The organism is Alkalinema pantanalense CENA528, assembly GCF_050753345.1.
Classification (GTDB): domain Bacteria; phylum Cyanobacteriota; class Cyanobacteriia; order Leptolyngbyales; family Leptolyngbyaceae; genus Alkalinema; species Alkalinema pantanalense.
Genome location: NZ_JBLZFX010000002.1, coordinates 1 through 23,239, shown reverse-complemented (window position 1 = coordinate 23,239; position 23,239 = coordinate 1). Strand labels below are relative to the sequence as shown.

Annotated in this window: 18 protein-coding genes; 9 read left to right on the top strand and 9 right to left on the bottom strand. The window is 50.1% G+C overall.

The window, feature by feature from the left end; all coding sequences use genetic code 11:
* Positions 1-196: 196 nt before the first annotated feature.
* From cobJ to petH, 4 genes are all read right to left on the bottom strand, one after another.
* Complete coding sequence (gene cobJ / locus ACN4EG_RS00820; protein WP_431627207.1) at positions 197-2,092, bottom strand: precorrin-3B C(17)-methyltransferase; 1,896 nt, start codon at positions 2,090-2,092, stop codon at positions 197-199.
* A 137-nt stretch (positions 2,093-2,229) separates the two neighbouring features.
* The gene (locus ACN4EG_RS00815; RefSeq protein WP_431627206.1) at positions 2,230-5,145 is read right to left on the bottom strand and encodes a pre-peptidase C-terminal domain-containing protein; all 2,916 of its coding nucleotides are present in this window, start codon (positions 5,143-5,145) and stop codon (positions 2,230-2,232) included.
* A 405-nt stretch (positions 5,146-5,550) separates the two neighbouring features.
* Positions 5,551-6,204, bottom strand: coding sequence for a cob(I)yrinic acid a,c-diamide adenosyltransferase (gene cobO / locus ACN4EG_RS00810; RefSeq protein WP_431627205.1), 654 nt, complete (start codon positions 6,202-6,204; stop codon positions 5,551-5,553).
* Positions 6,205-6,451: 247 nt separating this feature from the next.
* Positions 6,452-7,642 (bottom strand): ferredoxin--NADP reductase, encoded by a 1,191-nt coding sequence (gene petH, locus ACN4EG_RS00805; RefSeq protein ID WP_431627203.1) that lies wholly within the window; start codon positions 7,640-7,642, stop codon positions 6,452-6,454.
* Between the two features lie 450 nt (positions 7,643-8,092).
* Here petH and ACN4EG_RS00800 point away from each other — a divergent pair, with 450 nt between their 5' ends.
* A complete protein-coding gene (locus tag ACN4EG_RS00800) occupies positions 8,093-9,094 on the top strand; it encodes a phosphoribulokinase (protein WP_431627202.1) in 1,002 nt (333 codons plus the stop codon).
* A 395-nt stretch (positions 9,095-9,489) separates the two neighbouring features.
* Positions 9,490-10,242 carry a hypothetical protein gene (locus ACN4EG_RS00795; RefSeq protein ID WP_431627200.1) on the top strand — a complete coding sequence of 251 codons (753 nt, stop codon included), beginning with the start codon at positions 9,490-9,492 and terminating at the stop codon, positions 10,240-10,242.
* Positions 10,243-10,414: 172 nt separating this feature from the next.
* Here ACN4EG_RS00795 and ACN4EG_RS00790 read toward each other — a convergent pair whose 3' ends face one another.
* Positions 10,415-10,801, bottom strand: coding sequence for a hypothetical protein (locus tag ACN4EG_RS00790; RefSeq protein WP_431627199.1), 387 nt, complete (start codon positions 10,799-10,801; stop codon positions 10,415-10,417).
* A 167-nt stretch (positions 10,802-10,968) separates the two neighbouring features.
* Here ACN4EG_RS00790 and hslO point away from each other — a divergent pair, with 167 nt between their 5' ends.
* From hslO to ACN4EG_RS00770, 4 genes are all read left to right on the top strand, one after another.
* Positions 10,969-11,877, top strand: a complete 909-nt coding sequence (gene hslO, locus ACN4EG_RS00785; protein WP_431627198.1) for an Hsp33 family molecular chaperone HslO — start codon at positions 10,969-10,971, stop codon at positions 11,875-11,877.
* Positions 11,878-12,403: 526 nt separating this feature from the next.
* Positions 12,404-12,745 carry an HU family DNA-binding protein gene (locus tag ACN4EG_RS00780; RefSeq protein ID WP_431627349.1) on the top strand — a complete coding sequence of 114 codons (342 nt, stop codon included), beginning with the start codon at positions 12,404-12,406 and terminating at the stop codon, positions 12,743-12,745.
* A 92-nt stretch (positions 12,746-12,837) separates the two neighbouring features.
* Entirely contained in the window at positions 12,838-13,959 is a 1,122-nt protein-coding gene (gene cobD, locus ACN4EG_RS00775) for a threonine-phosphate decarboxylase CobD (protein ID WP_431627197.1), read from the top strand.
* An 87-nt stretch (positions 13,960-14,046) separates the two neighbouring features.
* A complete protein-coding gene (locus ACN4EG_RS00770; protein WP_431627195.1) occupies positions 14,047-15,516 on the top strand; it encodes an FAD-dependent oxidoreductase in 1,470 nt (489 codons plus the stop codon).
* A 72-nt stretch (positions 15,517-15,588) separates the two neighbouring features.
* Here ACN4EG_RS00770 and ACN4EG_RS00765 read toward each other — a convergent pair whose 3' ends face one another.
* From ACN4EG_RS00765 to ACN4EG_RS00755, 3 genes are all read right to left on the bottom strand, one after another.
* Complete coding sequence (locus ACN4EG_RS00765) at positions 15,589-16,659, bottom strand: LOG family protein (protein ID WP_431627194.1); 1,071 nt, start codon at positions 16,657-16,659, stop codon at positions 15,589-15,591.
* Between the two features lie 133 nt (positions 16,660-16,792).
* Complete coding sequence (gene trxA / locus ACN4EG_RS00760; protein ID WP_190573799.1) at positions 16,793-17,116, bottom strand: thioredoxin; 324 nt, start codon at positions 17,114-17,116, stop codon at positions 16,793-16,795.
* A 496-nt stretch (positions 17,117-17,612) separates the two neighbouring features.
* Positions 17,613-18,776, bottom strand: a complete 1,164-nt coding sequence (locus ACN4EG_RS00755) for a GuaB3 family IMP dehydrogenase-related protein (RefSeq protein ID WP_431627192.1) — start codon at positions 18,774-18,776, stop codon at positions 17,613-17,615.
* Positions 18,777-19,348: 572 nt separating this feature from the next.
* Here ACN4EG_RS00755 and ACN4EG_RS00750 point away from each other — a divergent pair.
* The 3 genes from ACN4EG_RS00750 to ACN4EG_RS00740 are packed head-to-tail and all read left to right on the top strand — an operon-like array spanning position 19,349 to position 22,255.
* The gene (locus ACN4EG_RS00750; RefSeq protein ID WP_431627190.1) at positions 19,349-19,867 is read left to right on the top strand and encodes a Ycf51 family protein; all 519 of its coding nucleotides are present in this window, start codon (positions 19,349-19,351) and stop codon (positions 19,865-19,867) included.
* Between the two features lie 28 nt (positions 19,868-19,895).
* Positions 19,896-21,047 (top strand): iron-containing alcohol dehydrogenase family protein, encoded by a 1,152-nt coding sequence (locus ACN4EG_RS00745; protein ID WP_431627188.1) that lies wholly within the window; start codon positions 19,896-19,898, stop codon positions 21,045-21,047.
* Complete coding sequence (locus ACN4EG_RS00740; protein WP_431627187.1) at positions 21,044-22,255, top strand: aspartate aminotransferase; 1,212 nt, start codon at positions 21,044-21,046, stop codon at positions 22,253-22,255. Before ACN4EG_RS00745 ends, ACN4EG_RS00740 begins: the two co-directional genes overlap by 4 nt.
* A 129-nt stretch (positions 22,256-22,384) precedes the next feature.
* On the opposite strand, the gene ACN4EG_RS00735 is transcribed toward ACN4EG_RS00740, so the two are convergent.
* Positions 22,385-23,086 carry a type II secretion system protein GspD gene (locus tag ACN4EG_RS00735; protein ID WP_431627185.1) on the bottom strand — a complete coding sequence of 234 codons (702 nt, stop codon included), beginning with the start codon at positions 23,084-23,086 and terminating at the stop codon, positions 22,385-22,387.
* Positions 23,087-23,239 lie beyond the last annotated feature (153 nt).

Here is a 23,239-nt window from a genome sequence, read left to right as displayed (position 1 = left end):
CGTAGTCGCGCGGTAGTCGCGCGCGCCCCCTGGCACTCTCACATTAGGGACATCAAGTTCAACCCATCGGTTCAACCTACGCTTCGGCCATTGCTGCCGCCAAGTTTACGATCGAAGCAAATCTGGTCAGGGGTGACCGGCAGCGTGAAATACCGCACCTACTGTCAATACCACACCTACTATCTGGTGAGGCATGTTACTGGAATCCTAGGTATCCACGTGGGGTAATCACCCAGCCTTGGTAAAAACGGGTACTTTGATTGCCGATAATCACGGTGGTTAGCATGTCGATCGGTGCATCCAGCATCTGTGCCAAGGTTGTAATCCGAATTTCCTCATCGGGGCGATAGACTGATCTCACTAGGGCTACAGGGGTCTCCGGCGATCGAAATTTTAGAAAAACGCGCTGGGCAATTTCAATTTGTTCCGTCCGCGTTTGGGATTTGGGATTGTAGAAAGCGGTCACAAAGTCAGCCTGCGCCGCTGCCGTTAACCGTTTTTCAATTACATCCCACGGGGTGAGCAAATTGCTTAAGCTAATGGCACAAAAGTCATGCATCAACGGGGCTCCCACCCGCGAAGCTGCCGCTTGCAGGGCACTAATGCCTGGAAACACCTGCAGCTCTGGCGTGACGCCATCCCAACCCTGTCCCTGCAACACCTCCAGTACCAATCCCCCCATGGCATAGATCCCACAATCCCCTGAGGAAATGATTGCCACGGTTAAGCCCCAATTGGCTAGTTCAATCGCCCGCTCTGCCCGCTGACGTTCCTGGGTAATGGGTGAAGCCTCTACGATTTGTCCAGGCCGTAATAAGGGCCGAATTAGGTCAATGTAGAGCGAATACCCAATCACGACATCTGCTTGACTAATAGCGCCCTTCGCCGCAGGCGTGATTTGATCCAAATTGCCAGGGCCCGTTCCCACCAACCACAGTGTCCCGAGGCGTCCGGTATATTCTCGATCGGCAACCGCAATTGCAATCGTCACGGCTCCCGGTTGACCTTCCTGCCGAAAAATCTGTTTCTTGACTAGTAAATTCGCTAAATCTGTCGTTTGAGCTGCCAATAGCGCCGCTGCTTCTGCCACGCTGGGTGTTCCAACTTCAGCAGCCACGATGTCTGATGGCGTTGGGACTTCTACTCGTTGTAACTGTTCCGCTGTAAAACACTGCAAGGGATAGGAACGATCGGTCGCTAATTCCATCAGCCCCCCCTCATCTGCCTTCAAGTCGATCGTTGCCAATCCCGCGATCGCCCCTTCCGCCAGATGATTTGCTTGTAGTACTTTCTGTATCCCTGCTTCAATGACCGATCGCGGGGTTCCCCGTTCACACCCAATCCCGACCCAAAGAACTCTAGGATGCCATTGCACCTTAGGGAAGTCAGACTTAGGTGCAAACTGCCGTTGGCGATAGCTGATCCATACTCGTGCTTGCGCTGAAAAGTCCGGTTGGGTTTCGGCGCTATATTCCGGTTCTCCCCAGACAAAGGGATGATTTTCTGGCAAACTCCCTGCCCATAAATCGCAACCGGAATCCTGTAATACTTGCACCCGATCGCCTCGCGCGATCGCCGCACTCACCCCCGTCCAATCACCCGTACCTTTCTGCCACCCAAAGGGCTGTCCTATCACATCAATGCCGGGTAAATCTGCATTGTTTGCACTTCCGGTTAATACGGGCGTTGCCCCTAAGGTGTGGGCCAGGAACCGAGTCAGTTGATCGGCCCCGGCCTGATGCCCTCCACAAAGGCTAATCACAAACTGTCCCGATTCGTCCACAACCACGATCGCCGGATCGATCGCTTTATCTTGTAACAACGGCGCAATTAATCGCACCACTGCACCCGTTGCTAATCCAAAAACAAAACTGCGGTACTGCGACCAAATTTTGCCCACATGCTTGCGCAGGGAGCCTTCATAAAAGCCAATAGTTCCCCCAGCCAGATCTGTCTCCGTTATTTGGGATTGCAGCGTTTGCGGTAACCATAGGGTGATTCCTGCCCTAGATCGGACAAGCCCTAACAAACAACGAGCCGCCGCCGGAGTCGTCGCGATCGCTGCTATAGGCTGAAGATCTTGAAGCACCACAGGTTATTCCCTCAAAAACACACGGACTGTCATTAAAGCACTCCTGAAGCCAGAAAAATAGGGGACACCCATTTGGCGTCCCCTAAGGAAATGCGTAGACTTTACTTCAACAGTTTGACTAAGAAGCTGTTCATGGTCTAAGAAGCACTTAAGTTCATTTGGAAGCTAGCAAAATCGATACCTAGACCTTGGCTAAAGTTGTTGTCTTCCACCGACTCTTCAATCAAGTTGCCGCTATCAATCCTCATCCCTATATAGACTGTCTGGGTACCACCACCACTATATTGGTTCCAGAAGGCATCCCCAGAATCGGGTAAGAAGATAATTCGGGTTTGAGGACCTGAGGTTCCAGGGCCAGAGGAGGTACTTCCTGGGAGATTTCCAAGCTCAGCCACCTCACTAGCTAGGATGCTATCATCGCTATTCCCAATAATATTGTCCTTCGAGAGAACAAACTGGATATTGAACTTGTTGTTGTCAGTGATTGCGCGACGGCCTTGGTTTTGCACACTATAGTTGACTGTGAAGAAGCTATTCACGAAATCATAGACTGTTGGGTTGGCTAGACTAAAGGATTGCCCCACCAGTTCAAACACTTGTACATTATTTGCCACAAAGCTCGAAGAATCCAAGAAGTTGCCTCGGTTGCTATTGTTCAGCTCACCTTCAGCTCCTTCTACCAGACTGTCATCGGCATCAATGACGGCACCAATGTAGTAGGTACCCGCATCTCGAGTCCAGAATTTCTTCGGATCAACGTTCTGGCCATCCGGTAGGACTAAGTCTTCTGTAAGAGTAATGGTTCCAGTATTTGGATCTTGGCTTCCTGCAACTGCTGGATCAACACCATTGGTGACATCAACCGTTTTCAACAGAATAGTGCTGGTATTACCTGGATCGATCGTCGCAGTCCGAGACAGATAGTACTTCACCGTAAAGCTACCCGTCTTCACCGTTCCACCATTCTTGATGGTTAAGAACGATCGTACTGTCTTCTGTTCCGGAGCACTGGTATTGGTCACCGTCAGAAGATCCGTTGAGAAGATCGTATTATCGGTTGGGGCTGTCGTTGCTGTAGTTTCTGCAAGCCTAAAGTTGATCCCAAAGACATCAACGGTTCTCGGGATCCCTTCAATATTTAACGTATAGGGCAGCAAACCATTGGCAACCCCGCCTGCATTCACCTTAAGGTAGTAAGTTCCTGTCTCCAATGTGATGGTACTCCCTTCCGTTGGATAGGGAACAGCTGTAGTCGTCAGATTGCCATTGGCATCCGCCTTAAAGAGTTCCAGGGAGATAGAACTATTGCCATCCGACGCCTTAAAGTCCGTTGACTGCAGTACCTTGAATTTGTACCAGTCAGTTTTATTGTTGCGGTTGCTGACGGTATCTTGATAGGCTCCCTTATTATTTAGAACGCCAATATCGAAAGCCTCCGCAGCACTGGAACCCCCAATCGTCTGGAAAGTACTATTAATTTGAATGGAACCGAATTGAGGATCCTTATAGGCTCCGTAATTCATACTAGGCAATTGAAACACCGTTCCAACAGCCCCCGTAGGTGCAATTTGTTTATCCTCAACTAACGTCAACCCATTCATTTTCCAGATGTAAACATCCCCACCGCTACCCCGCCACAGAATACTGGTCGTCGTATTGCTGGAACCATCAAAGTCCTGCACCCCCATGACTTCATAGGCAGAGCTGGGAGAGGGGATACTACCATTAGATCGAGTAATCTGGCCTTCTGCTTTCCGACTCAAGCCATCTGTCCCACCACCCATCAACCAACCGTAGGTGATGGTAGCCCCATTGGAGGTATTGCGCCAAAGGATATCCGAAATTCCATCACCATCCAGATCCTTCGTAGCCACAACTTTATAGGCGGCTGGAACAGAATAGGTAATGTCCTTCTCCCGGGTATTACCATTCATTTTCCAGATGACTAATTGATTGCGCTGTTCACTGCGCCAGATAATATCTGCCTTACCATCCCCCGTAACATCCGTAAATCCAATCACCTTATAGTCCAAGGGGGGCTGAACCGGCAAAACTGGACGATCGAGAATCGAAGTACCTGTCAATGTCCAGATAGCAACTTGATTAGAGAATCGATTGAGCCAGAGAATATCAGAACCGTACTGACCATCTATGTTATTGACGCCAACAATATCCCAGCCCGCCGACTCTGGCAAAGAAAACCCTAGCCCTTGGTTCAAAATAGCTCCACCACTAATTCTGGGTCCTCCAGAAGTGGAATCCTTACTGAGTAACCAGGTCACCACATCCCCAGAAGCCAAGTTACGCCACAGAATATCTGCAGTCCCATTTCCATCTAAGTCCTGCAGTGCTTGAACAACCCATTCTTGGCCCACCTTAATTACATTACCCAGGCTATCTCTAATGGGGCCAGAGCCAACTCCTTCGCTCATGCCATCCCGAGTCCACCAAACTACAGCAAGCCCATAATCAGCAGATTTGGGGTTCAAGTTCCGCCAGAACAAATCACTGACTCCGTCCCCATCAAAATCCCCTGAGCCGATTAGGGTGTAATCGCTACTGATGGTGCGAGGCGCAGCTCCGACTACCGTTGTATCTTGAATCTTCCAAGGGGAAAAGAAGTTTCCCGCTTGATTCCGCCATAGAACGCTACCAGAAGAGTCTGAGCTACTGGTCACCACGGATAAGTTATAGTCCGCAGAAGTTGCACTCGGATCAAGATCAACTTTGAGGTAGTAAGTTCCAGCAACCGCTGCTGCATCGTTCAAAACAATTACATCACTGAGGCGACCTTGATTGTTAGTCGGCAGGTTTTGGACCGCATCACTCTCTGTAGCCACTGCTCCAGTGGTGCGGTAGAGCGACAGTTTGGCATCTCCAGTCAACCCGTTCAAAACAATTTTCAGGTTGCTACCACTCGACAGCGAAAAGCGATAATAGTCAACCGGATCGCCCCCAGTAGCACTGAGAGAACCTGAAAGTGGCGAAGATCCTGCCGTAGTAGCAATATCAGTAGCAGTAGCAAAGGAGTTATTGTTCAGGTTAGAAGGCATAGCTGTGGCCTTGTAAGATGGCAGATGGTTCGACGGCTTTCCAAGGGTTAGTGTGCCCCAGGAAGAAAGATTTATTTCAAAAAGGGACGCAAATACTCCCAGAAGAGCAGCAAATCTACTCTATGGTTTATACATCTTCAGGGCACGCGCCTTATTGTCAAGACAACGTTGCCCGTTATTGTAATAGCAGCCAATCATCCGATTAATCAGCGTTAACTCGGAATTTGATTTGTAGATATTTTGAAGTTGATTGGTAAAGGTCTTGAAGTTGGGAAGACCACGATCGGAATTATTACTGCTCCCATTTCCGTAACTTTCCCCAATTGTTAGCTCGAACTGAACGCTCGTACCAATTTAGGCGAAATTTTATCCGAAGGCATGAAACCATGATGACAAACTCAGTCCCTAGAACTCAATTCCGGGCTGTGCCTTTACCCCTTGTTCTTTAAAAGGGTGCTTGACCAACGTCATCTCTGTCACCAGATCGGCTGCATGAATGATCTCATTAGGCGCACCCCGCCCCGTCAAAATGACATGTTGATCGTATAGTTTGTGCTGCAATCCTTGTAGAACCTGCGTACCACTCAGATAACCTAGCTTCAGAGCAATATTAATTTCGTCCAGCAGCACCAACTGATAATCCGGATGGCAGATAAATTCCTGAGCCTTTTGCCATGCAGCCTGAGCCATTTGGATATCCCGATCGCGATCTTGGGTTTCCCAGGTAAACCCTTCTCCCATGGCATGGAACTCCAATTGCTCTCCCCAAGGGGCAAAGGCTGCTTTTTCCGCAGGCTCCCAAGCCCCTTTAATAAACTGCACGATCGCGACTTTATACCCATGGCCCAGCGATCGTAAAACCATCCCCAAGGCCGCCGTTGTTTTCCCTTTACCGTTCCCGGTATGAACAATAATCAGTCCTTTTTCTCGATTTTTCTCTGCAAGTCGCTTTTCCTGCACAGCTTTACGGCGCTGCATTTTCCGCTGATACTGCTCTTCAGTCAGCTTTAAATCCGCTGCAGTTTGTTCAAGATCCTGGGGCAAATCCGATGAGTGCATGACGTCCTTCTCAATCAAGTTAGGGAGAACATAAAAATATGACAAGCTTGTTCAAATAACGCTGTCTACAGATAACGCTTTGCTCAAACAACACTTTGTTCAGAGCGGTTTGCTGGGATTGGCTCCTTGGCAATTCCCAGCAATTTTCCATAAAAAAAGGACACCTCGTAATGAAGTATCCCTTAATCTGAACAACGAGACTAGTCTTCAGCGGTCACTTTGGAGGCAAGACTAGGCTGCATTTGGGTTAGTAAGTCTCAACGTGCCAACGCTCTTCTTTTTTCATCTGGCGGACATATTCCTTCCAGACGATGCCTTCTTTAGCAGCTTCAGCGCCCAAAGCCTCTTCAATCCCTGGTTCCATACCACGTAACCCACAAATGTAAGTATGGGTTTTGGGATTCTTTAGAAGACTCCAAAGTTCAACCGCGTTTTCAGCCACTCGGTGTTGGATGTACATCCGACCACCCTCTTGGTTTTGTTGCTCACGGCTGATGGCGTAGGTGAGACGGAAGTTTTCGGGATAGCGGGTTTGCATTTCTTCCAACTCTTCCCGGTAGAGAATGTTGGGGCTAGTCGGAACCCCGAAGACCAACCAAGCAAAACCCTTAAATTGGTAATGGGGGTTGGCTTCACGCTCTTTATCTTTGAACATCCGCCATAGGTAGGCTCGCATAGGTGCAATCCCTGTACCCGTTGCAAACATGATGACGTTGGCATCTTCATCGGGGGGGAGAAGCATTTCTTTCCCAGTTGGGCCAGTAATTTGCACCTCATCCCCTTTCTTCAGGTTACACAGGAAGGTAGAACAAACACCGTAGATCGTTTCTCCGGCTTCATTCTTGTATTCCAATTGACGAACGCAAAGCGAAACGGTTTTGTCGTCTACGTCATCTCCATGGCGGGTAGAGGCGATCGAGTAAAGGCGTAGCTTATGAGGCTTGCCCTTCGCATCGATTCCCGGCGGGATGATCCCGATACTTTGCCCTTCAACGTACTTCAGATCGCTACCATCAATATCAAACTTGATGTGTTGCACAATTCCCACACCACCGTTACCCACCAAAGCCTCATTGGAGACGACTTTGCCAGTAAGCGGATTATTCGGACGATAGGTGTTAACCCGTACCTCTTCGTGTGCCACGGCTTTTTTCTCTGACTTAGGCGCTTCTGCCTTAGTTTCAGACACCACAGCAGGAGTTGTCTGTGCAGCAGGAACAAAAGTAGACACCGCTGGCCCCTGAGTCCCATCCAAAGGCTGGATACTCACGATTTTGCCACCACGACGGGAAATCTGCTGCACGAAGCTGGACATGCGATCGTAGGACACATTGAAGAACGTAGAACCGCTTTCGCGTCCACCGAGCAGCCCTACCACTTCGTATCGATACATCCGACTGCCAGCCGACTGGCTGCCGCTTGCGCTGGAATTAAACATTTCGAGAATTTCTCCGAACCTAACCTAAGTCTCTTATTTCTTATTAAGTATTGTGACTCATTGTGGTACTACGACCAAGACCTCCAAGGCACACCTTAAGAGATCTTGTGGGATCATGCGCTCAAATTTCGTGAAGTTCCCGTAAATCCCCTCGGCAAACTTTCTGTCAATCTTGTGACCATGAATAAGCTTCTGGTAAAATCTGGCCTAGCTCGTAGTACTAAATACTTAGTAAAGCTTGTAAAGAACTGGAGGCCCAGTTTTGTTCTAGGTAGCCTCGGTTCTGAACAGAATTGCCATCATGAACAGGCTGACTTCTGTTGTAGGCTTATTAAGGTGACGTTGGCATACCGTTAGCATGCCAGTTTTGGGATTTTGTTCCCCAGTGATACCAATTTAACTGATTTGGATTGTCAGTTGAGCAGACGACTTCGTGTTTAGAGGAAACCTATGACTAAGCCAGACCGTGTGGTACTCATCGGCGTTGCTGGAGATTCCGGCTGCGGTAAGTCCACGTTTTTGCGCCGCATCACCGATCTGTTCGGGGAAGATTTTGTAACGGTGATCTGTCTCGACGACTACCACAGTCTGGATCGTAAGCAGCGCAAAGAAACTGGGATTACCGCTTTGGATCCCCGTGCGAATAACTTTGATCTGATGTATGAGCAGATCAAGACGCTGAAAAGCGGCAAGAGCATCATGAAGCCAATCTACAACCATGAGACTGGCGAAATTGATCCGCCCGAAAATATTGATCCGAACCACATTATTGTGGTGGAAGGGCTACACCCTTTGTTTGACGAGCGTGTAAGAGGCTTGTTGGACTTCAGCGTTTATCTTGATATTGACGATGAAGTCAAAATTGCTTGGAAGATTCAGCGCGACATGGCTGAGCGTGGCCACAGTTACGACGATGTGCTGCAAGCCATTAATGCCCGGAAGCCTGACTTTGAAGCTTACATTGATCCGCAAAAGCAATACGCTGATGTGGTGATCCGAGTACTGCCGACGAACTTGATCAAAGATGACAAGGATCGGAAGGTTCTGCGGGTTCAAATGATCCAACGGGATGGTGTGTCAGGCTTTGAGCCGACTTACCTGTTTGATGAAGGGTCTACGATCGATTGGATTCCCTGCGGACGTAAACTAACTTGCTCCTATCCCGGCATCAAGATGCACTACGGGCCAGATGTATACTATGGCAACAGTGTATCGGTACTGGAAGTAGATGGCCAGTTCGACAAGTTGGATGAAGTCATTTACATTGAGAAGCACCTGAGCAACACCTCTGCGAAGCACCCCGGCGAAGTCACAGAACTGCTTTTGCAACACCGTGAATATCCTGGTTCCAACAATGGAACGGGTTTGTTCCAAGTGTTAACCGGTGTGAAAATGCGGGCCACCTATGAACGGCTGATTCAGGAAGCCAGCAAGGTCGCTGCTAGCGTGTAACGGACTGCAGGGAGAGATGGAATCGCGAGTAGCGTGACGATTTGCGAATCTCGGTTCACTTAGGCTATTGATGTAGCTTAATGCAGTAGTAGAGTTGCCTCACTCGCAGTTTTAATGACTTGCAATCATCCCTCAGGATAAGGCTGAAGTAGACAGAGTTTTTCTCTGCTGACTTCAGCCTTTATCATTTAAAGTTTTTTGCCATCCGGATGCCTTGTCAGCTTATCCCATAGGCATTGATTTAATTGGATGATTAGTGCAATAAGATCTGCTACGCAGTCACGATCGCAGGAGCGTACCGCTTTATCTTTATAATGTTTGATTAAACTGCATTTGAGAATTTGCTCTCATAATCGTTGTTTTTAGCTCAGTCGCATTTTAAGAAGGAAGGGGCGATGGCGACCAATCGTAGAACTAGATCTGCCAGTACCAGCCGCAGCAAAACAGCCAGTACCTCTGCGGCAAAAGCCGATTCATCTTCTACGGATACATCGGAAGCACCAACCCCAGAACAACCTACTACGGAAAATGTGGCAGCTGAAACATCTGAAGAGCCCATTGCAGTCGATTCACCCGTAGCTCAGTCTGTTGATTTTGCTCACCCTGAAGAGAGTGCTGCTTCTGTTGAAGAACCTCAACAGGTAGACGAACAACAGGCAGCAGCAGAATCCCAAGAACCCCAAGCTGTTACCCAGGCATCCCAAGGAGAAAAGGCGATGAGTCAAGAGGAAACCGTCCAAATTACGCCCCAACCTGTCCAGGAAGGAACGGCGATCGTCAGTAGCCCGTCCACATCCTATATGGATCGTCCTGTTATGCCCAGTGAACTTGAAGTAGCAGGCACGATTCAGTCCGCAGGAATCCGTCCGATCGCATCCAGCAACCTGGCTATCTTCGGCACCATTCTGAACGGTCGTCCCATTATGGCCTCCAGATTGAAGGTTGCAGAGCTCCTCCCTGGAAATAGCCCCATCTTTTATGATGAGGTGAAGTACCTGTCCGGTGATGCAGGGTTGCCTGGAAACCGTCCCATTTTGGTGAGCCCTCCTGCCCTTCTCTCGGCTGCCATGTTGATGAGTAATCGACCCATCTTTTCTAATGAAAACATTGATCCGGAACCGGCTGTTCTGATGGGTTACTTAGACTAAAACTAGACTCTCACCTTAGGCATTACCGACTTGTATAGAGATCCTGGTGTTGTCAAATTTTTGACAAGTCCAACGATCGTGAAGTCAGCCTACTGTAATTGAGCCTATATTCAATAAAGTGAGGAGGGAGAGTCACATTGCTGACCTGCCTCCTTTTTTCATTTGTATTGTCTTATTTGAATTTTTTCAGATGTTGCTTGAGAGATAACAGGCTCAGGGTTTGCCCTAGGTCGATCGGCAGGAGCGATATCCCTTCAATGCGAGACTGAACCCAGCCGTCGCCCCAAGCCCACTCATGGAATCCGTCAATGCTCTGGCCCAACAGTAGACAGAGACGATGGTTTTCTACACACTGAACAGTATGGCGGACGGGTAACAATCCACCCGCTAAGGAGAGAAAGGTAGAGTTCAGTTCTAGGGTGGGGGGAAGATCGATCGGAAATCGTTGAAACCGCAACCATTGCACAAGTTCACCACTTTGGGTTAAACAGCGCTGGAGGACTTCGGCTGAGGCATCTACTTCAATGCGTAACGTACTCTGCTGAAACGAGCCAAACATATTGTGTTAGATCCCCTCAAGAGTGCTGAATTGATTGTAAATCGAGCAAGATGGATGGATGAAGATACGCACAAAGAACTTCGGTTAATCCCACCTGATCCCTTTGTCCCCTTTCCGCCTTCCCCCTACAATGAGAAAAGGATGTAACAAAAGGTAAAAGAGAACCCATGGCCGACCAGCTAATTCGGGCAACGGCAGCAGATGGCGGAATTCGGGCGGTAGGCATCATCACCACCCATCTCGCCCAAGAAGCACGGGAACGCCATAGGCTTTCCTATGTGGCCACTGCTGCATTGGCACGGGCGATGACGGGTGCGTTGTTGCTGGCCTCGAATATGAAGAAAGCGGGCTCTCGGGTCAATATTCGGCTGAAGGGCGATGGGCCACTACGTAGCGTGACGGCGGATGCGGGCGTAGATGGTACCGTACGAGGCTATGTTACGGATCCAGGGGTGGAAATTGCCCTCAGCGATCGGGGTGGCTTGAACGTGGGAGGGGCCGTGGGACGCAGTGGTTATGTGCATGTCATGCGGGATGAAGGCAGCGGCACGCCCTACACAAGTACGACCGAATTGGTTTCTGGGGAAGTGGGTGAAGATCTGACTTACTACCTAGCGAACTCTGAGCAAACCCCATCTTCGATGATTTTGGGTGAATTCATCAATGCCGATGGCGTGGTTGCAGCGGGTGGATTGTTGATTCAGATTTTGCCGAAAGCAGCAGATAACGATTTGCTGGTAACCATTTTGGAATCGCGGATTTCAGAAATGCAGTCGTTTACCGCGATGCTGAGATCGGGCCAGCAATTACCCGATATTATGGCGGAAATTCTGGGTGATTTGGGCTTGGAAATCTTCCCAGAGGTGCAGCCTGTCCAATTTCGGTGTCCCTGTAGTCACAAACGAGTGTTAGGGGCACTGAAGCTGTTGGGGCAGGATGAATTACAAGACATGATTAACCAAAACGAAATTGCTGAAGCGACCTGTCATTTTTGCAATACCGTCTATTACGCGGATGTGGACGAGTTACAAAAATTGCTAGATGAGTTGCGATCGCGTGCAATTGAAGCGAGCTAACCTGCCGGGTTCCCGAAGTCTGACCGATTACACCCGATCGATCAGACTTTAATCGATCAGAACTCCTCGTTTTCCCCGCGACTGGTACTCATCAGCTACAGAGGCCCAACGGCTACAATCTTTATAAATCTGGCAGATTGTACTACACGCCCCTCCTAGGCAATGCAGTCTTAAATGAGACTCTTAAGACACGCGATCGGGGCAGGTCTTTGGGCCTTCATGGTAATGCTTAGGATCCAATCTTGTTATCCGAAGTACCCCGATGACAGGCCTAATCCCATTTTTAATAAAAGTTTGATGACATTTAGAGTACTCATTCCGTATATCTACTTATTCAAAACGAGAAAAAATTATAAAGAACCGCTGAAATCCACAGAACTTAAAGCTTCCCCGGATCTTTTTCGAAGAAGTCCGAATAGAATGAATCATTGAAAACTCGAGCTCGTGCGGGTTTCAGCACTTCCGCTGGCTGTCTTGGCTTTTAATCTTAAACCTATCTCACTTGAGATTAAAACTAGCGGTAGCCATCGAAAAAGTTCCCCCATGCTCGAACCTTCTAGTCAATCTTAAGGAGAGTGTGACGATGAACAAAGGTGAATTAGTGGACGCGGTTGCTGAAAAAGCTAGTGTCACTAAAAAACAAGCCGATGCAGTCATTAGTGCCACGATCGAAACCATCATGGATGCGGTCGCCCAAAATCAAAAGGTGACCTTGGTGGGCTTTGGGTCGTTTGAGCCTCGCCAACGTAAGGCGCGGGAAGGGCGAAATCCTAAAACGAACGAAAAAATGATGATTCCCGAAACCACGGTGCCAGCATTTTCTGCGGGTAAGTTATTCAAAGAGAAGGTTGCCCCCGCCGAAGATTAATTTTTGAGCGGCAATTTTTGAGGGTGAGCGCTTCTAGGCGTTAATTATAGAAACCAGCATCGATCGTCATAGAAGATAAACTAGGCTTGATTTTGAACCGTCCGACGCATGGGGGAAATTTGCAGTGGGCAGCGACTCTTGCTGGCTGCGAACCCCATGCTATTCTCGATTTTTCCGCCAGTATTAATCCTTTGGGCTTGCCCAACAGTGCGATCGCGGCACTCCAATCCCAAGTTTTATCCCTCACCAGTTATCCCGATCCCAGTTATCGCAGCCTACGGCAGGCGATCGGCCAGCACCACAGGATTGACGCCGATTGGATATTACCCGGTAATGGTGCAGCGGAGTTGATTACCTGGGCCTGTCGAGATTTAGCAACGCACTGTTTAGAAACGATTCTCTTTACTCCAGCCTTTAATGACTACGGACGAGCGCTGCGGGCGTTTCAGGCAACGATCTATCCCTGCCGCCTGCTAGACCCTTTGCTAGGTAGTGCCACTGGCTCAGAGCCTGACGACATCTCGAGTCTCCGCACTGACCAGTCCCTTCTCGAAACTTTACCGAGTCCTAATCGTCGCGGGGTTTTGCTGAATAATCCCCACAATCCTACGGGGAGGCTGTTCGATCGTTCGTTTGTGGAAGCATTGGTGACAAACTTCGACTGGGTAGTGATTGATGAAGCATTTATGGATTTTGTGCCGCCCGATCGCCACGATCAATTCAGTGCGGTGCCTTGGGTGGAGCGCTATCCTAACTTAGTAGTGATTCGATCTCTGACAAAGTTCTACGCCATGCCGGGACTACGCCTAGGCTATGCCATTGCCCATCCCGATCGGCTACGGCAATGGCAACAGTGGCGCGACCCTTGGACGGTGAATAGTTTAGCTGCTGCCGTAGGAGAAGCCGTTCTTCAAGACATAGCCTATCAGCAGGCAACCTATGCTTGGTTCACTGAGGCTCAACCGTTGCTAGAAGCGGGACTGAGCCAATTGCCAGGATTACAGGTGTTGCCCAGTGCCGCCAATTTTTTCCTCGTTCAGTGCGATCGGTCTGTTCCCGGCCTTCAACAACAGTTGCTCCAGCAGTACCAAATCCTGATTCGAGATTGTCTCAGTTTTCCAGAATTGGGCGATCGCTATTTTCGGGTGGCTCTGCGCACAATTGCTGAAAATCAAACATTATTGGAGGCTCTCAAGCCTGTTTTAGATGGCTAACTTTCTAGACGACTAACTTGCAAGCAAGCTGTTTACAGCAAGATCTTGGAAGCGCCCTGCTAATTGCCTTACTCTGCCATTAACCCTATGCCCATTGAGTACGATCTAGTTGTGATTGGAGCCTCCGAAGTAGGGATTGAAGCTGCCAAAATTGCTGCCCGCTATGGGGCTAGGGTAGCCTTGGTGCAACAAGGGGAACTGGAAACTTGGCCGCTGGCCCAACGAATTTTTTTAGAGCGCATCTTTGCTGCAACGGATCAGCCCTTAGACGCTGATGATTGGCCCAAGCTCCAAACAGCACGATCGCAGCAGTCGCAGCGGATCGCTCAATTGGTTCAAACCGCGATCGCGGACTACCAGCGCATCCATTCCCCAGCAGCCCTTGGAATGCTAGGCATTGAGGTCATTCCCGGTCATGGTGAATTTTGTTGCAGACCCAAACCCGGTTTCCGGATTGAAGATCGACGGCTCCTACGATCGCGGGCCTTTCTATTAGCCTTACCACAACAAATCAGCGTCACCATTCCGAACCTTGCGGAAGCGGGCTATTGGACGATCGAATCGTTACTCACGCAACTCACGTGCTCCACCACAGCCGAGGGTTTAAAACAATCGTTAACCATCATCGGTGAGGACGAACAAACTGTTGCATTGGCTTGGGGCCTACAGCGATTAGGCAGCCAAGTCACCCTAATCACGGGATATTCCCGCATTCTCCCCCAAGCCGATCCAGAGGCCGCCTTTCGTTTCCAAGCCATTCTGGAAGCACAGGGTATCTGCATAATGACCGATACCGACATTACCCAGGCGAGTCGTCGCCACGATCGTCTCTGGTTACAACTCAATCCAAGCCAACAGAATCCTCCCGCCATGGCCACCGATGCCGTGGTCATCACCTCCCGCCGAGCTCCCCTCCAGTCTTTAGATTTACAGGCTCTCGGGGTGCATCTACCGTTGAAATTGGATGGGCAATTACCGCACACCACTTTCCAAACAGCCAGATGTGCGGTCTATGCCTGCCCTTCCAACACAGCCCATCCCTACGGCATTGCCCATGACTGGGTTCAGCGGATTCTACTAGCTCCTTGGCAACGATCGCCTATCCATCCGTTGGCGCTTTATGAAGTCAATACCCCCATTCCGATCTCAGGGGTGGGATTGACGGAGCCCCTAGCGAGGAATCAATATGGTCGAGATTGTGCGATCGTGGAAGCCGTTTTTCCAGCCCCTGACCTAGACCATCCTTCAGGCCAGCTCTCAGGTCATTCCTCGCCCTTATATTGCAAGGTCATTACCCGCCGAAATGGTGAGCTCTTAGGTGCCCATGGGGTTGGAGCAGGCGCAATCTCAGTGGTCGAACTGTTGCACCAAGCCTTACAACTGCGAGTAAACATTAAGACTTTGCGCAATCTCTATAGCTTGCCCACGAGCCAAGGCGCGATCGTACAGCAGTTAGCAGAGCAGTGGCATCACCAGCAGCGCTCTCACTGGCAACAGGAATTTTGGCTCGATTGGTTTGCGATACGACGGGTCTGGGCCATGCGCCGGGGGCAATAATCCTGACTGCAATCTTGATCAGCCCGTAGCCTGAATGATGCCCCCCTCGCGACTCATGCTCCAAGGAGAGCGTTACTTGCGTTCGGGGTGTTGGAAATCTTCCGCCGTGGGATCTCCCATTCGATTAATCACTCGAATCATTTGATAAAGGCGGCCTAAATCCCGTTGATTAAAATGCAGCACTAACCGAGGCAACATATAGGTTTCGTCGTGGGCTTCCTTGGAGAGAGCAGCGCTTTTTTCAATCTTGCCCTTCACTAGAATGTCGCTAAAGCGCTCATTCAGTTCCGCCAGATTGTCCTCCGTCAGTTCTGTTTTTAGCCGTAGAACCAGTTGATGATCAACGTAGCGGCTGGAGTGGTAGACCTGGTAGAAACTCGCGATCGCATTGCAGGCCACGTCTAAGCGATCGGTAATTGTATATAAACTGGTGTCTTCGGGGCTAATCAAACCATTGGCTAATAAGTTTTTTTCAATGTATTCCGCCCATTCCTGCCAGTAATGGCCACCCGGTTTATCCACTAAAACCAGCGGCACTGGAACTGATTTGCCCGTCTGGGTCAGGGTGATGCATTCAAAAGCTTCATCCAGCGTCCCAAATCCACCAGGAAAGAGGGCCAAAGCATCACTTTCTTTCAGGAAAAAGAGTTTTCTCGTGAAGAAATATTTAAAAGAAACCAGCTTCGGATCACCGGCAATAAACGGATTGGAACCTTGTTCAAAGGGCAATTGAATATTCAGACCAAAGGAATTCTCCAGTCCAGCCCCTTCATTGCCTGCCTGCATAATACCGGGGCCAGCCCCGGTGATCACCATAAACCCTTGGGCAGTGACACATTGGGCAAATTCCTTAGCCATCTGGTATTCCGGCGTATCTGACGCAATCCGAGCTGACCCAAAAATGGCAATTTTGCGGACATGTCGGTAGGGATAAAAGGCCCTGAAGGCCCGATCCATATCCTGCAATGAAGCAGTCAAAATCTTCCAATCCAACCGATCGATTTCTGCATCGCTCAAATTGATCAAGGTTGCTAAGGCATTCAGAATAACGTCACCATTCGGGGATCCTGGCAGTTGATCCAATAAATGATTAATCTCAGCGCGTAGAGCCGCAATTGCACCAGGCGAAGGATATGCAACCATTCATATCTCCATATTCGGGTTTCCATTCTATCTAGATTTCCCAAAGAAATAGGTTAGCCCGCATACAGAAAGCGCCTCAGACATTTGCCTGGGGCGCTTTTGGGTCAATTAAAAAATTGTGAAGGGGACTGGATTAAAGATATTTTTCCAGTGTGTTGGCTAGCGTGGTTTTGGGAACAGCCCCAACCACCATGTCTACCCGCTGGCCACCCTTGAAAATCATCAGTGTTGGAATGCTGCGAATGCCATACTTATTCGCAACACTAGGATTTTCATCTGTGTTAACTTTTACGACTTTTACTTTGTCTGCGTAATCTTTTGCAATCTCATCCACTACGGGAGCCACCATGCGACAAGGGCCGCACCAGGGAGCCCAGAAGTCAACGAGTACCGGCACGGTGCTCTCTAGCACCTCTTGATCGAAGGTGGCATCAGTAACTTGTGCGGCTTCTGACATGCTCAAAAATCCTTGCCTAAAACTCTAGGAGTTGATTTTATCACAGGGGAACAGGTCTCGAAGTCCTTCTGCCCATCGCCCCTTTGGAAGAAGACCTTAAAAAACAAAGAACCCAAAAATAAGGAACCGCCTAAACCTAAGTTCAGGCGGAGTGTGGTGTGAGGAGTGAACGGAAACATGCGTCTCCGCTACTTATCTATTGTAAGTTAGGAATTCAAATTTTCCCAGGCCAGAACGGTTGACTCAGGGAAGTTTTTATGGAGCAGAAACGACTCGATCGTTGAGGGTTCAGGTTGCGTCGGAAGCCCGCCAACGGCCCTATTGTAGTCAACTACCAGTGAACTGCAACGGAGCCGTTGACTAAACCAATCGGGGCTGATGGGACGGCGATCGACCTAAGTTTGATCAAAAATGCAGCAGATCTTCATGAAAGACATAATATTCTGGCATTTTACTTAATAAACTTGGCCAACCCCCACCAGACTGTTGCACGAAACTACTTACCCATCCCCAACTGCTGAGCTTTTTGGTAAACCTTTCCTTCCGTTAACAGCGAAGGCGCGATCACAACTTCCACCTGCTGCATTTCCTTAATGGTTCCAGCACCCAGCGTCCCCATACTGGTTTGCAAGGCCCCTAGCAGGTTGTGGGTACCATCATCCAAGCCCGCTGGCCCCCGCAAAATCTGCTGCAGGGTTCCTGTGGTACCGACCCGAATACGAGTACCGCGAGGCAGCACAGGACTTGGGGTTGCCATGCCCCAGTGATAACCTCGACCCGGCGCTTCCGCCGCACGGGCAAAGGGCGAACCAATCATCACTGCATCTGCGCCACAGGCAATGCACTTACAGATATCGCCCCCGGTTACCAAGCCCCCATCAGCAATGATGGGAATGTATTTACCGGTTTCCTTCTCAAAGTCATCCCGAGCTGCGGCACAATCTGCAACGGCAGTAGCTTGGGGCACCCCTACGCCCAAGACGCCACGGGAAGTACAAGCGGCACCGGGGCCAATCCCAACCATGATGGCCGCTGCGCCTGCCCGCAGGAGTTGCAAGGTGACATCATAGGTTACGCAATTGCCCAAAATGACGGGAATGGGCATTTCTTCGCAGAATTTAGCCAGATCTAAGGGCTGAATTTCCGCTGGGGAGAGGTGATTCGTAGACACCACCGTTGCCTGGATGAAGAACAGGTCTGCTCCAGCGTTCGCTGCCACCCTGCCAAATTTGGCTGCTCCCGCAGGCGTGGCACTGACGGCTGCGATCCCACCTTGGCTCTTAATTTCCTGAATTCGCTTTTCGACCAATTCTGCTTTGACCGGCTCTTGGTAGATTTCCTGCATCAAGGGGACAAATTCGTCCTTACCCACGGAGGCAATCTTGTCCAGCACCGGGTTGGGGTCTGCGTAGCGAGTTTGAACGCCCTCCAGATTGAGCACCCCCAAGGCCCCTAACTCCGACAAGCGGACTGCCATTTTGACATCTACCACGCCATCCATAGCACTGGCGATGATGGGAATTTCCCGCTCAATTCCCCCGATCGTCCAGCGGGTGTCCGCCAAGCTAGGATCGAGGGTGCGAGCCCCCGGAGCCAATGCAATTTCGTCGAAACCATAGGCCCGACGTGCAGTTTTACCTCTGCCAATTTGAATGTCCACGCTATCTTTCCCAAGACTATTTGGACTAGGTTATCAAATTTGCGGTGCTGTTTGCGTTGCGGTTCCCAAGGTCAATTTTCAGGAAAATTTTAGGGAAATTTGCGGCGAAACGATCGTCCAATAGCAGGGGTTCGACAAAAGTTGCTCCAACGTCGTCTCAAAATTTTTGCTTGCCGATTTTGTGACTAAACAACCAGTTGCTAAACACAACCAACTGGTTGCTAAACAAACATAAGTTCGATGAATTCAGAATGTGGTTCGATCGTCGGGACTGCTCAGTAGCAGCGATCGGAAAACGTCTCCACCCTACAAGGTCATGGAACTCGCCCACCCTGATACCCATGTAAATTTTCCGTCCAAGGACGGGGAGATGATTTGCGAGAGATAATTTTGCTGGTCGAATCACGCTACACAGAGACTAGATACATGAGTGTCTACAGCATTTTTGCCAGGATCTTTGTAGCCTATCGAACTTGACGACTGGCTCTGCTCCGCCGCCATGGGCCTTTGCCTGATAGGATGAAATGAGAAAATTGTGATCCTATCTTGCCGGAGACGACCCCTTCGATTCCATGCTTTCCACAGAACAACTTACGCAAGCCGCCCAGTGGCTAGGTATTAGCACGATCTGCCTTGCAGGATTAACAGCACTTGCCTTTGCCCTGCAATGGAGTTTACGTTTTCGGATGGTCGGAGTAGCAAGCTTTACCGGCCTCCTGACTGCTGGAGTCTTTGCGTTGAGCCTTGCATGGTATCAACGGCCAGAAATTCCAGGAGTCGTTCAATTCTCACGGGTGTTCGACAATTCGACGGATCAAGTGGTCATTGCGGTTCCCCCGACGATTACCCCTGAGCAACTAGAGGCCACCCTTAAGCAAGCCTCCTTTGACCTTTACTCTCCGGGTCGGACATCTCCCGATGGCATCCTAACCATTCGAGCCAGAACCATTATTCATCCCCAAGCAGGACTCTCCCAACCTGTTTACTTAGGGGCGGTTCGTCGCTCTTTGGTGACCCGCAACGACGAGAATCAACAAATTGAAGTTGATCGAGACACATTTGCAGATTTGCCCAAACATTCAGTGGGCTAGGGTATTCATTGCAGGTTGAGGTTTGATCATGGCAACCACATCATCCTCTCTTCTGGTTTCTGCGATCGCACCGGCCCAGGTCATCCGTGGCTGGAATGCGTTGGAACAGATGGGAGCCCCGATCGCGCGATTAGGCAATCGTCCTTTGCTGGTGGGTGGAGACACGACTTTAGCGGTGATTGAATCTCGGCTAAATCCTGTGTTAGACCAACAGAACTTGGTTGCAGCTTGGGGACGGTACGGTGCAGACTGTAGCGAAACGGCATTGGCGAATTTACACACGACTGCAGATCAGCATCAAGCAGATCTGATTATTGGCATCGGTGGTGGCAAGGCGTTGGATCTGGCTAAGCTACTGGCCTATCAGCGTCATTTACCGATCGTCACCATTCCCACTTCGGCGGCCACCTGTGCCGCTTGGACGGCCTTGTCCAATGTCTATTCCGAGGCGGGAGCCTTTCTCTACGATGTGGGGCTGCCCACCTGTCCGGATTTGCTGATTTTGGACTACGGGCTAGTGGTCACTGCGCCCCGTCGGACTCTAGTAGCTGGAATTGGTGACGCGATCGCCAAGTGGTATGAAGCCTCCGTCAGTAGTGGCCATTCAGAGCGTACTTTTTTGGTCGCTGCGGTTCAGCAGGCGCGGGTTTTGCGAGATCTTTTATTCCAGAAGTCTAAGCAGGCGATCGACCAACCAGGTAGTGAGGTTTGGCAAGATGTCGTGGATGCTTCAGTGCTCCTAGCGGGGGTGATTGGCGGCATTGGCGGGGCCCAGTGTCGTACCGTTGCGGCCCACGCAGTGCATAATGGCCTGACTCACCTGCCCGATGCCCACGGAGTACTCCATGGGGAAAAGGTTGCCTATGGCATTTTGGTACAACTGCGACTGGAAGAACTGTTGCAGGGCAACCAATTAGCCGCCACCGCTCGCCAACAGTTACTGAAGTTTTACGAAGACTTGGGGCTGCCAAAGACCTTAGCAGATCTAGGACTCGACAGCATTACGATCGCGGACTTGGAACAGGCAGCGATCGTGGCCTGCAATCCCCAATCGGATATTCATCGTCTGCCCTTCCCCGTAGAACCTAGCCAGCTACTAGCGGCCATGGTTTCCACCACTGCACCCACTGCCTTTCCCGCCGTTGAACCTGCCGCTTTCCTTGAAGAGGTATCCCTATGACCCCTAGTTGGATTTCCACCGCCGATCGTCTCAAAGCACTTCCCCAGTACGTCTTTGCCCGGTTGGATGAACTGAAGGCCAATGCCCGTGCCCAAGGGGTCGATTTGATTGATTTGGGGATGGGAAATCCAGATGGAGCCACGCCGCAACCCGTGGTCGAAGCGGCGCAACGGGCCTTACAGGATGTCAAGAACCATGGTTATCCGCCTTTTGAAGGTACGGCCAGTTTCCGTACCGCCATTACCGATTGGTATCAGCGTCATTATGATGTGCAGTTAGATCCCGATGGAGAGGCTTTACCCTTACTGGGATCAAAGGAAGGATTAACACACTTAGCGCTGGCTTATATCAATCCCGGTGATACGATTTTGGTGCCCAGCCCCTCCTATCCGCCCCATTTCCGGGGGCCGTTGTTAGCGGGGGCAGATCTGTATCCCTTAATGCTATCGGCAGAGAAAGATTGGCTGATTGATCTAGGGGCCATTCCCGACGAGGTGGCCCAACGGGCGAAAATTCTCTATTTCAATTACCCCAGTAATCCCACCACTGCAACAGCTCCCCGTGAGTTCTTTGAAGAAGTGGTGGCCTTTGCGCGGAAGCACGAGATTTTGCTCGTGCATGACCAAGCCTATGCAGAATTAGCCTTTGATGGCTATCAACCCACCAGTTTGCTGGAAATTCCCGGCGCGAAGGACATTGGTGTTGAGTTCCACACCCTGTCCAAAACCTACAATATGGCAGGCTGGCGGGTTGGGTTTGTTGTGGGCAATCGCCATGTAATTCAAGGGCTGCGCACCCTCAAGACCAATCTGGACTACGGTCTTTTTTCGGCTTTGCAAGCGGCGGCGGAAACGGCACTTCGGTTGCCGGAACCCTACATTCAAGAAGTGCGCGATCGCTATCGGATGCGGCGGGACTTTTTGATTGAAGGCTTGGGTAAGTTGGGTTGGACAATTCCCAAACCCAGCGCCACGATGTATCTTTGGGTGCCCTGTCCAATCGGGCAAGGCTCAACGGACTTTGCGCTCTCTGTGCTGCAAACCACGGGGGTCGTGGTGACACCGGGGAATGCCTTTGGCACCGGGGGCGAAGGCTATGTGCGGATCAGCTTGATTGCGGAGTGCGATCGCTTGCAGGAAGCCCTCGATCGGTTGGCCCAAGCTGGAATTCGCTACGATACTCCGGCTTTAGTTGCAATGGAATCTTAAGCTGGGTTCCTTGACCCCCCAGAGCGAAACAAACCAGAGCGAAACAAAAGAAATCGGAATCAAAGAAAAGGGGCAGCATTAAAAGCTGCCCCTTTTTTCATCAGTTAACTCTTCACAACCCTAACCGTCTTAGTTATTGCTCTTTTGCAGAACCTGCTGAGCTTCCTTACTGGGGTTGTAACCAAAGCCAAAGGTGGAACGATCGCTATCGTCGATAATCTTCGGCGTCACCAAGACGACCACTTCTTTGCGTTCATTTTGTCGTTCTGTCCGACGGAACAAGGCACCCAAAAGGGGTAAATCACCCAAAATAGGAACCTTCCGAACGTTGGATCGATCGGCCTCTTGAATCACCCCAGTTAGGAGCAAGGATTGACCATCTCTTACCCGCACCAAACCTGTAGTGACTTCGCGGCTTTGCAGGAGCGTCACCTGCTGTTGAGCAATTTGGCCACCCGCAGGTAAACTCACACTTTCCGTCCGTTGAGGAGATTTGATAACGGGTTTAATCCGCATTGAGATAAACCCATTATCATCAATCCGATCCACAGCCAGATCCAGGGTTAAGCCGGCTTCTTGCTTCTCAATCGTGACAGTTACCGTTGGCGGAGACCCAGCCTGGGTTTCTACTTTGAAGTTGGTAATCACTTCTTCAGTCAGCTTCACCTGAGAGTTCTGACCTTCTTGCACCACCAGCGTTGGATCAGTCAGAATTTTGGCATTCTGATTCACGATCGCCGCTTGTAGTTGGCCTAACCAACGATTACCAATATCAAAAGACACTGGAGACGTCACTGAAACGGGAGCCAAACCCACGGATTGATCAACCAATGTTGCAGGAGCAGAGGCAGGACTGCGACTTCCCAAGTTGATAATGGCAGTAAGTAGCTAGGCTGAATTAAATATAAAACGTTCAACCTTATAACCTTTGGGAAAATAGCGGTTTTCTACCCCAGCGATAACGGCCATGGCTAAGTCATAGGA

Bases quoted from the DNA above. Each gene is read 5' to 3' on its own strand.
- ACN4EG_RS00815 (WP_431627206.1), bottom strand. From the start codon at position 5,145: ATGCCTTCTAACCTGAACAATAACTCCTTTGCTACTGCTACTGATATT.
- cobO (WP_431627205.1), bottom strand. From the start codon at position 6,204: ATGCACTCATCGGATTTGCCCCAGGATCTTGAACAAACTGCAGCGGAT.
- petH (WP_431627203.1), bottom strand. From the start codon at position 7,642: ATGTTTAATTCCAGCGCAAGCGGCAGCCAGTCGGCTGGCAGTCGGATG.
- ACN4EG_RS00800 (WP_431627202.1), top strand. From the start codon at position 8,093: ATGACTAAGCCAGACCGTGTGGTACTCATCGGCGTTGCTGGAGATTCC.
- ACN4EG_RS00795 (WP_431627200.1), top strand. From the start codon at position 9,490: ATGGCGACCAATCGTAGAACTAGATCTGCCAGTACCAGCCGCAGCAAA.
- ACN4EG_RS00790 (WP_431627199.1), bottom strand. From the start codon at position 10,801: ATGTTTGGCTCGTTTCAGCAGAGTACGTTACGCATTGAAGTAGATGCC.
- hslO (WP_431627198.1), top strand. From the start codon at position 10,969: ATGGCCGACCAGCTAATTCGGGCAACGGCAGCAGATGGCGGAATTCGG.
- ACN4EG_RS00770 (WP_431627195.1), top strand. From the start codon at position 14,047: ATGCCCATTGAGTACGATCTAGTTGTGATTGGAGCCTCCGAAGTAGGG.
- ACN4EG_RS00765 (WP_431627194.1), bottom strand. From the start codon at position 16,659: ATGGTTGCATATCCTTCGCCTGGTGCAATTGCGGCTCTACGCGCTGAG.
- trxA (WP_190573799.1), bottom strand. From the start codon at position 17,116: ATGTCAGAAGCCGCACAAGTTACTGATGCCACCTTCGATCAAGAGGTG.
- ACN4EG_RS00750 (WP_431627190.1), top strand. From the start codon at position 19,349: ATGCTTTCCACAGAACAACTTACGCAAGCCGCCCAGTGGCTAGGTATT.
- ACN4EG_RS00745 (WP_431627188.1), top strand. From the start codon at position 19,896: ATGGCAACCACATCATCCTCTCTTCTGGTTTCTGCGATCGCACCGGCC.
- ACN4EG_RS00740 (WP_431627187.1), top strand. From the start codon at position 21,044: ATGACCCCTAGTTGGATTTCCACCGCCGATCGTCTCAAAGCACTTCCC.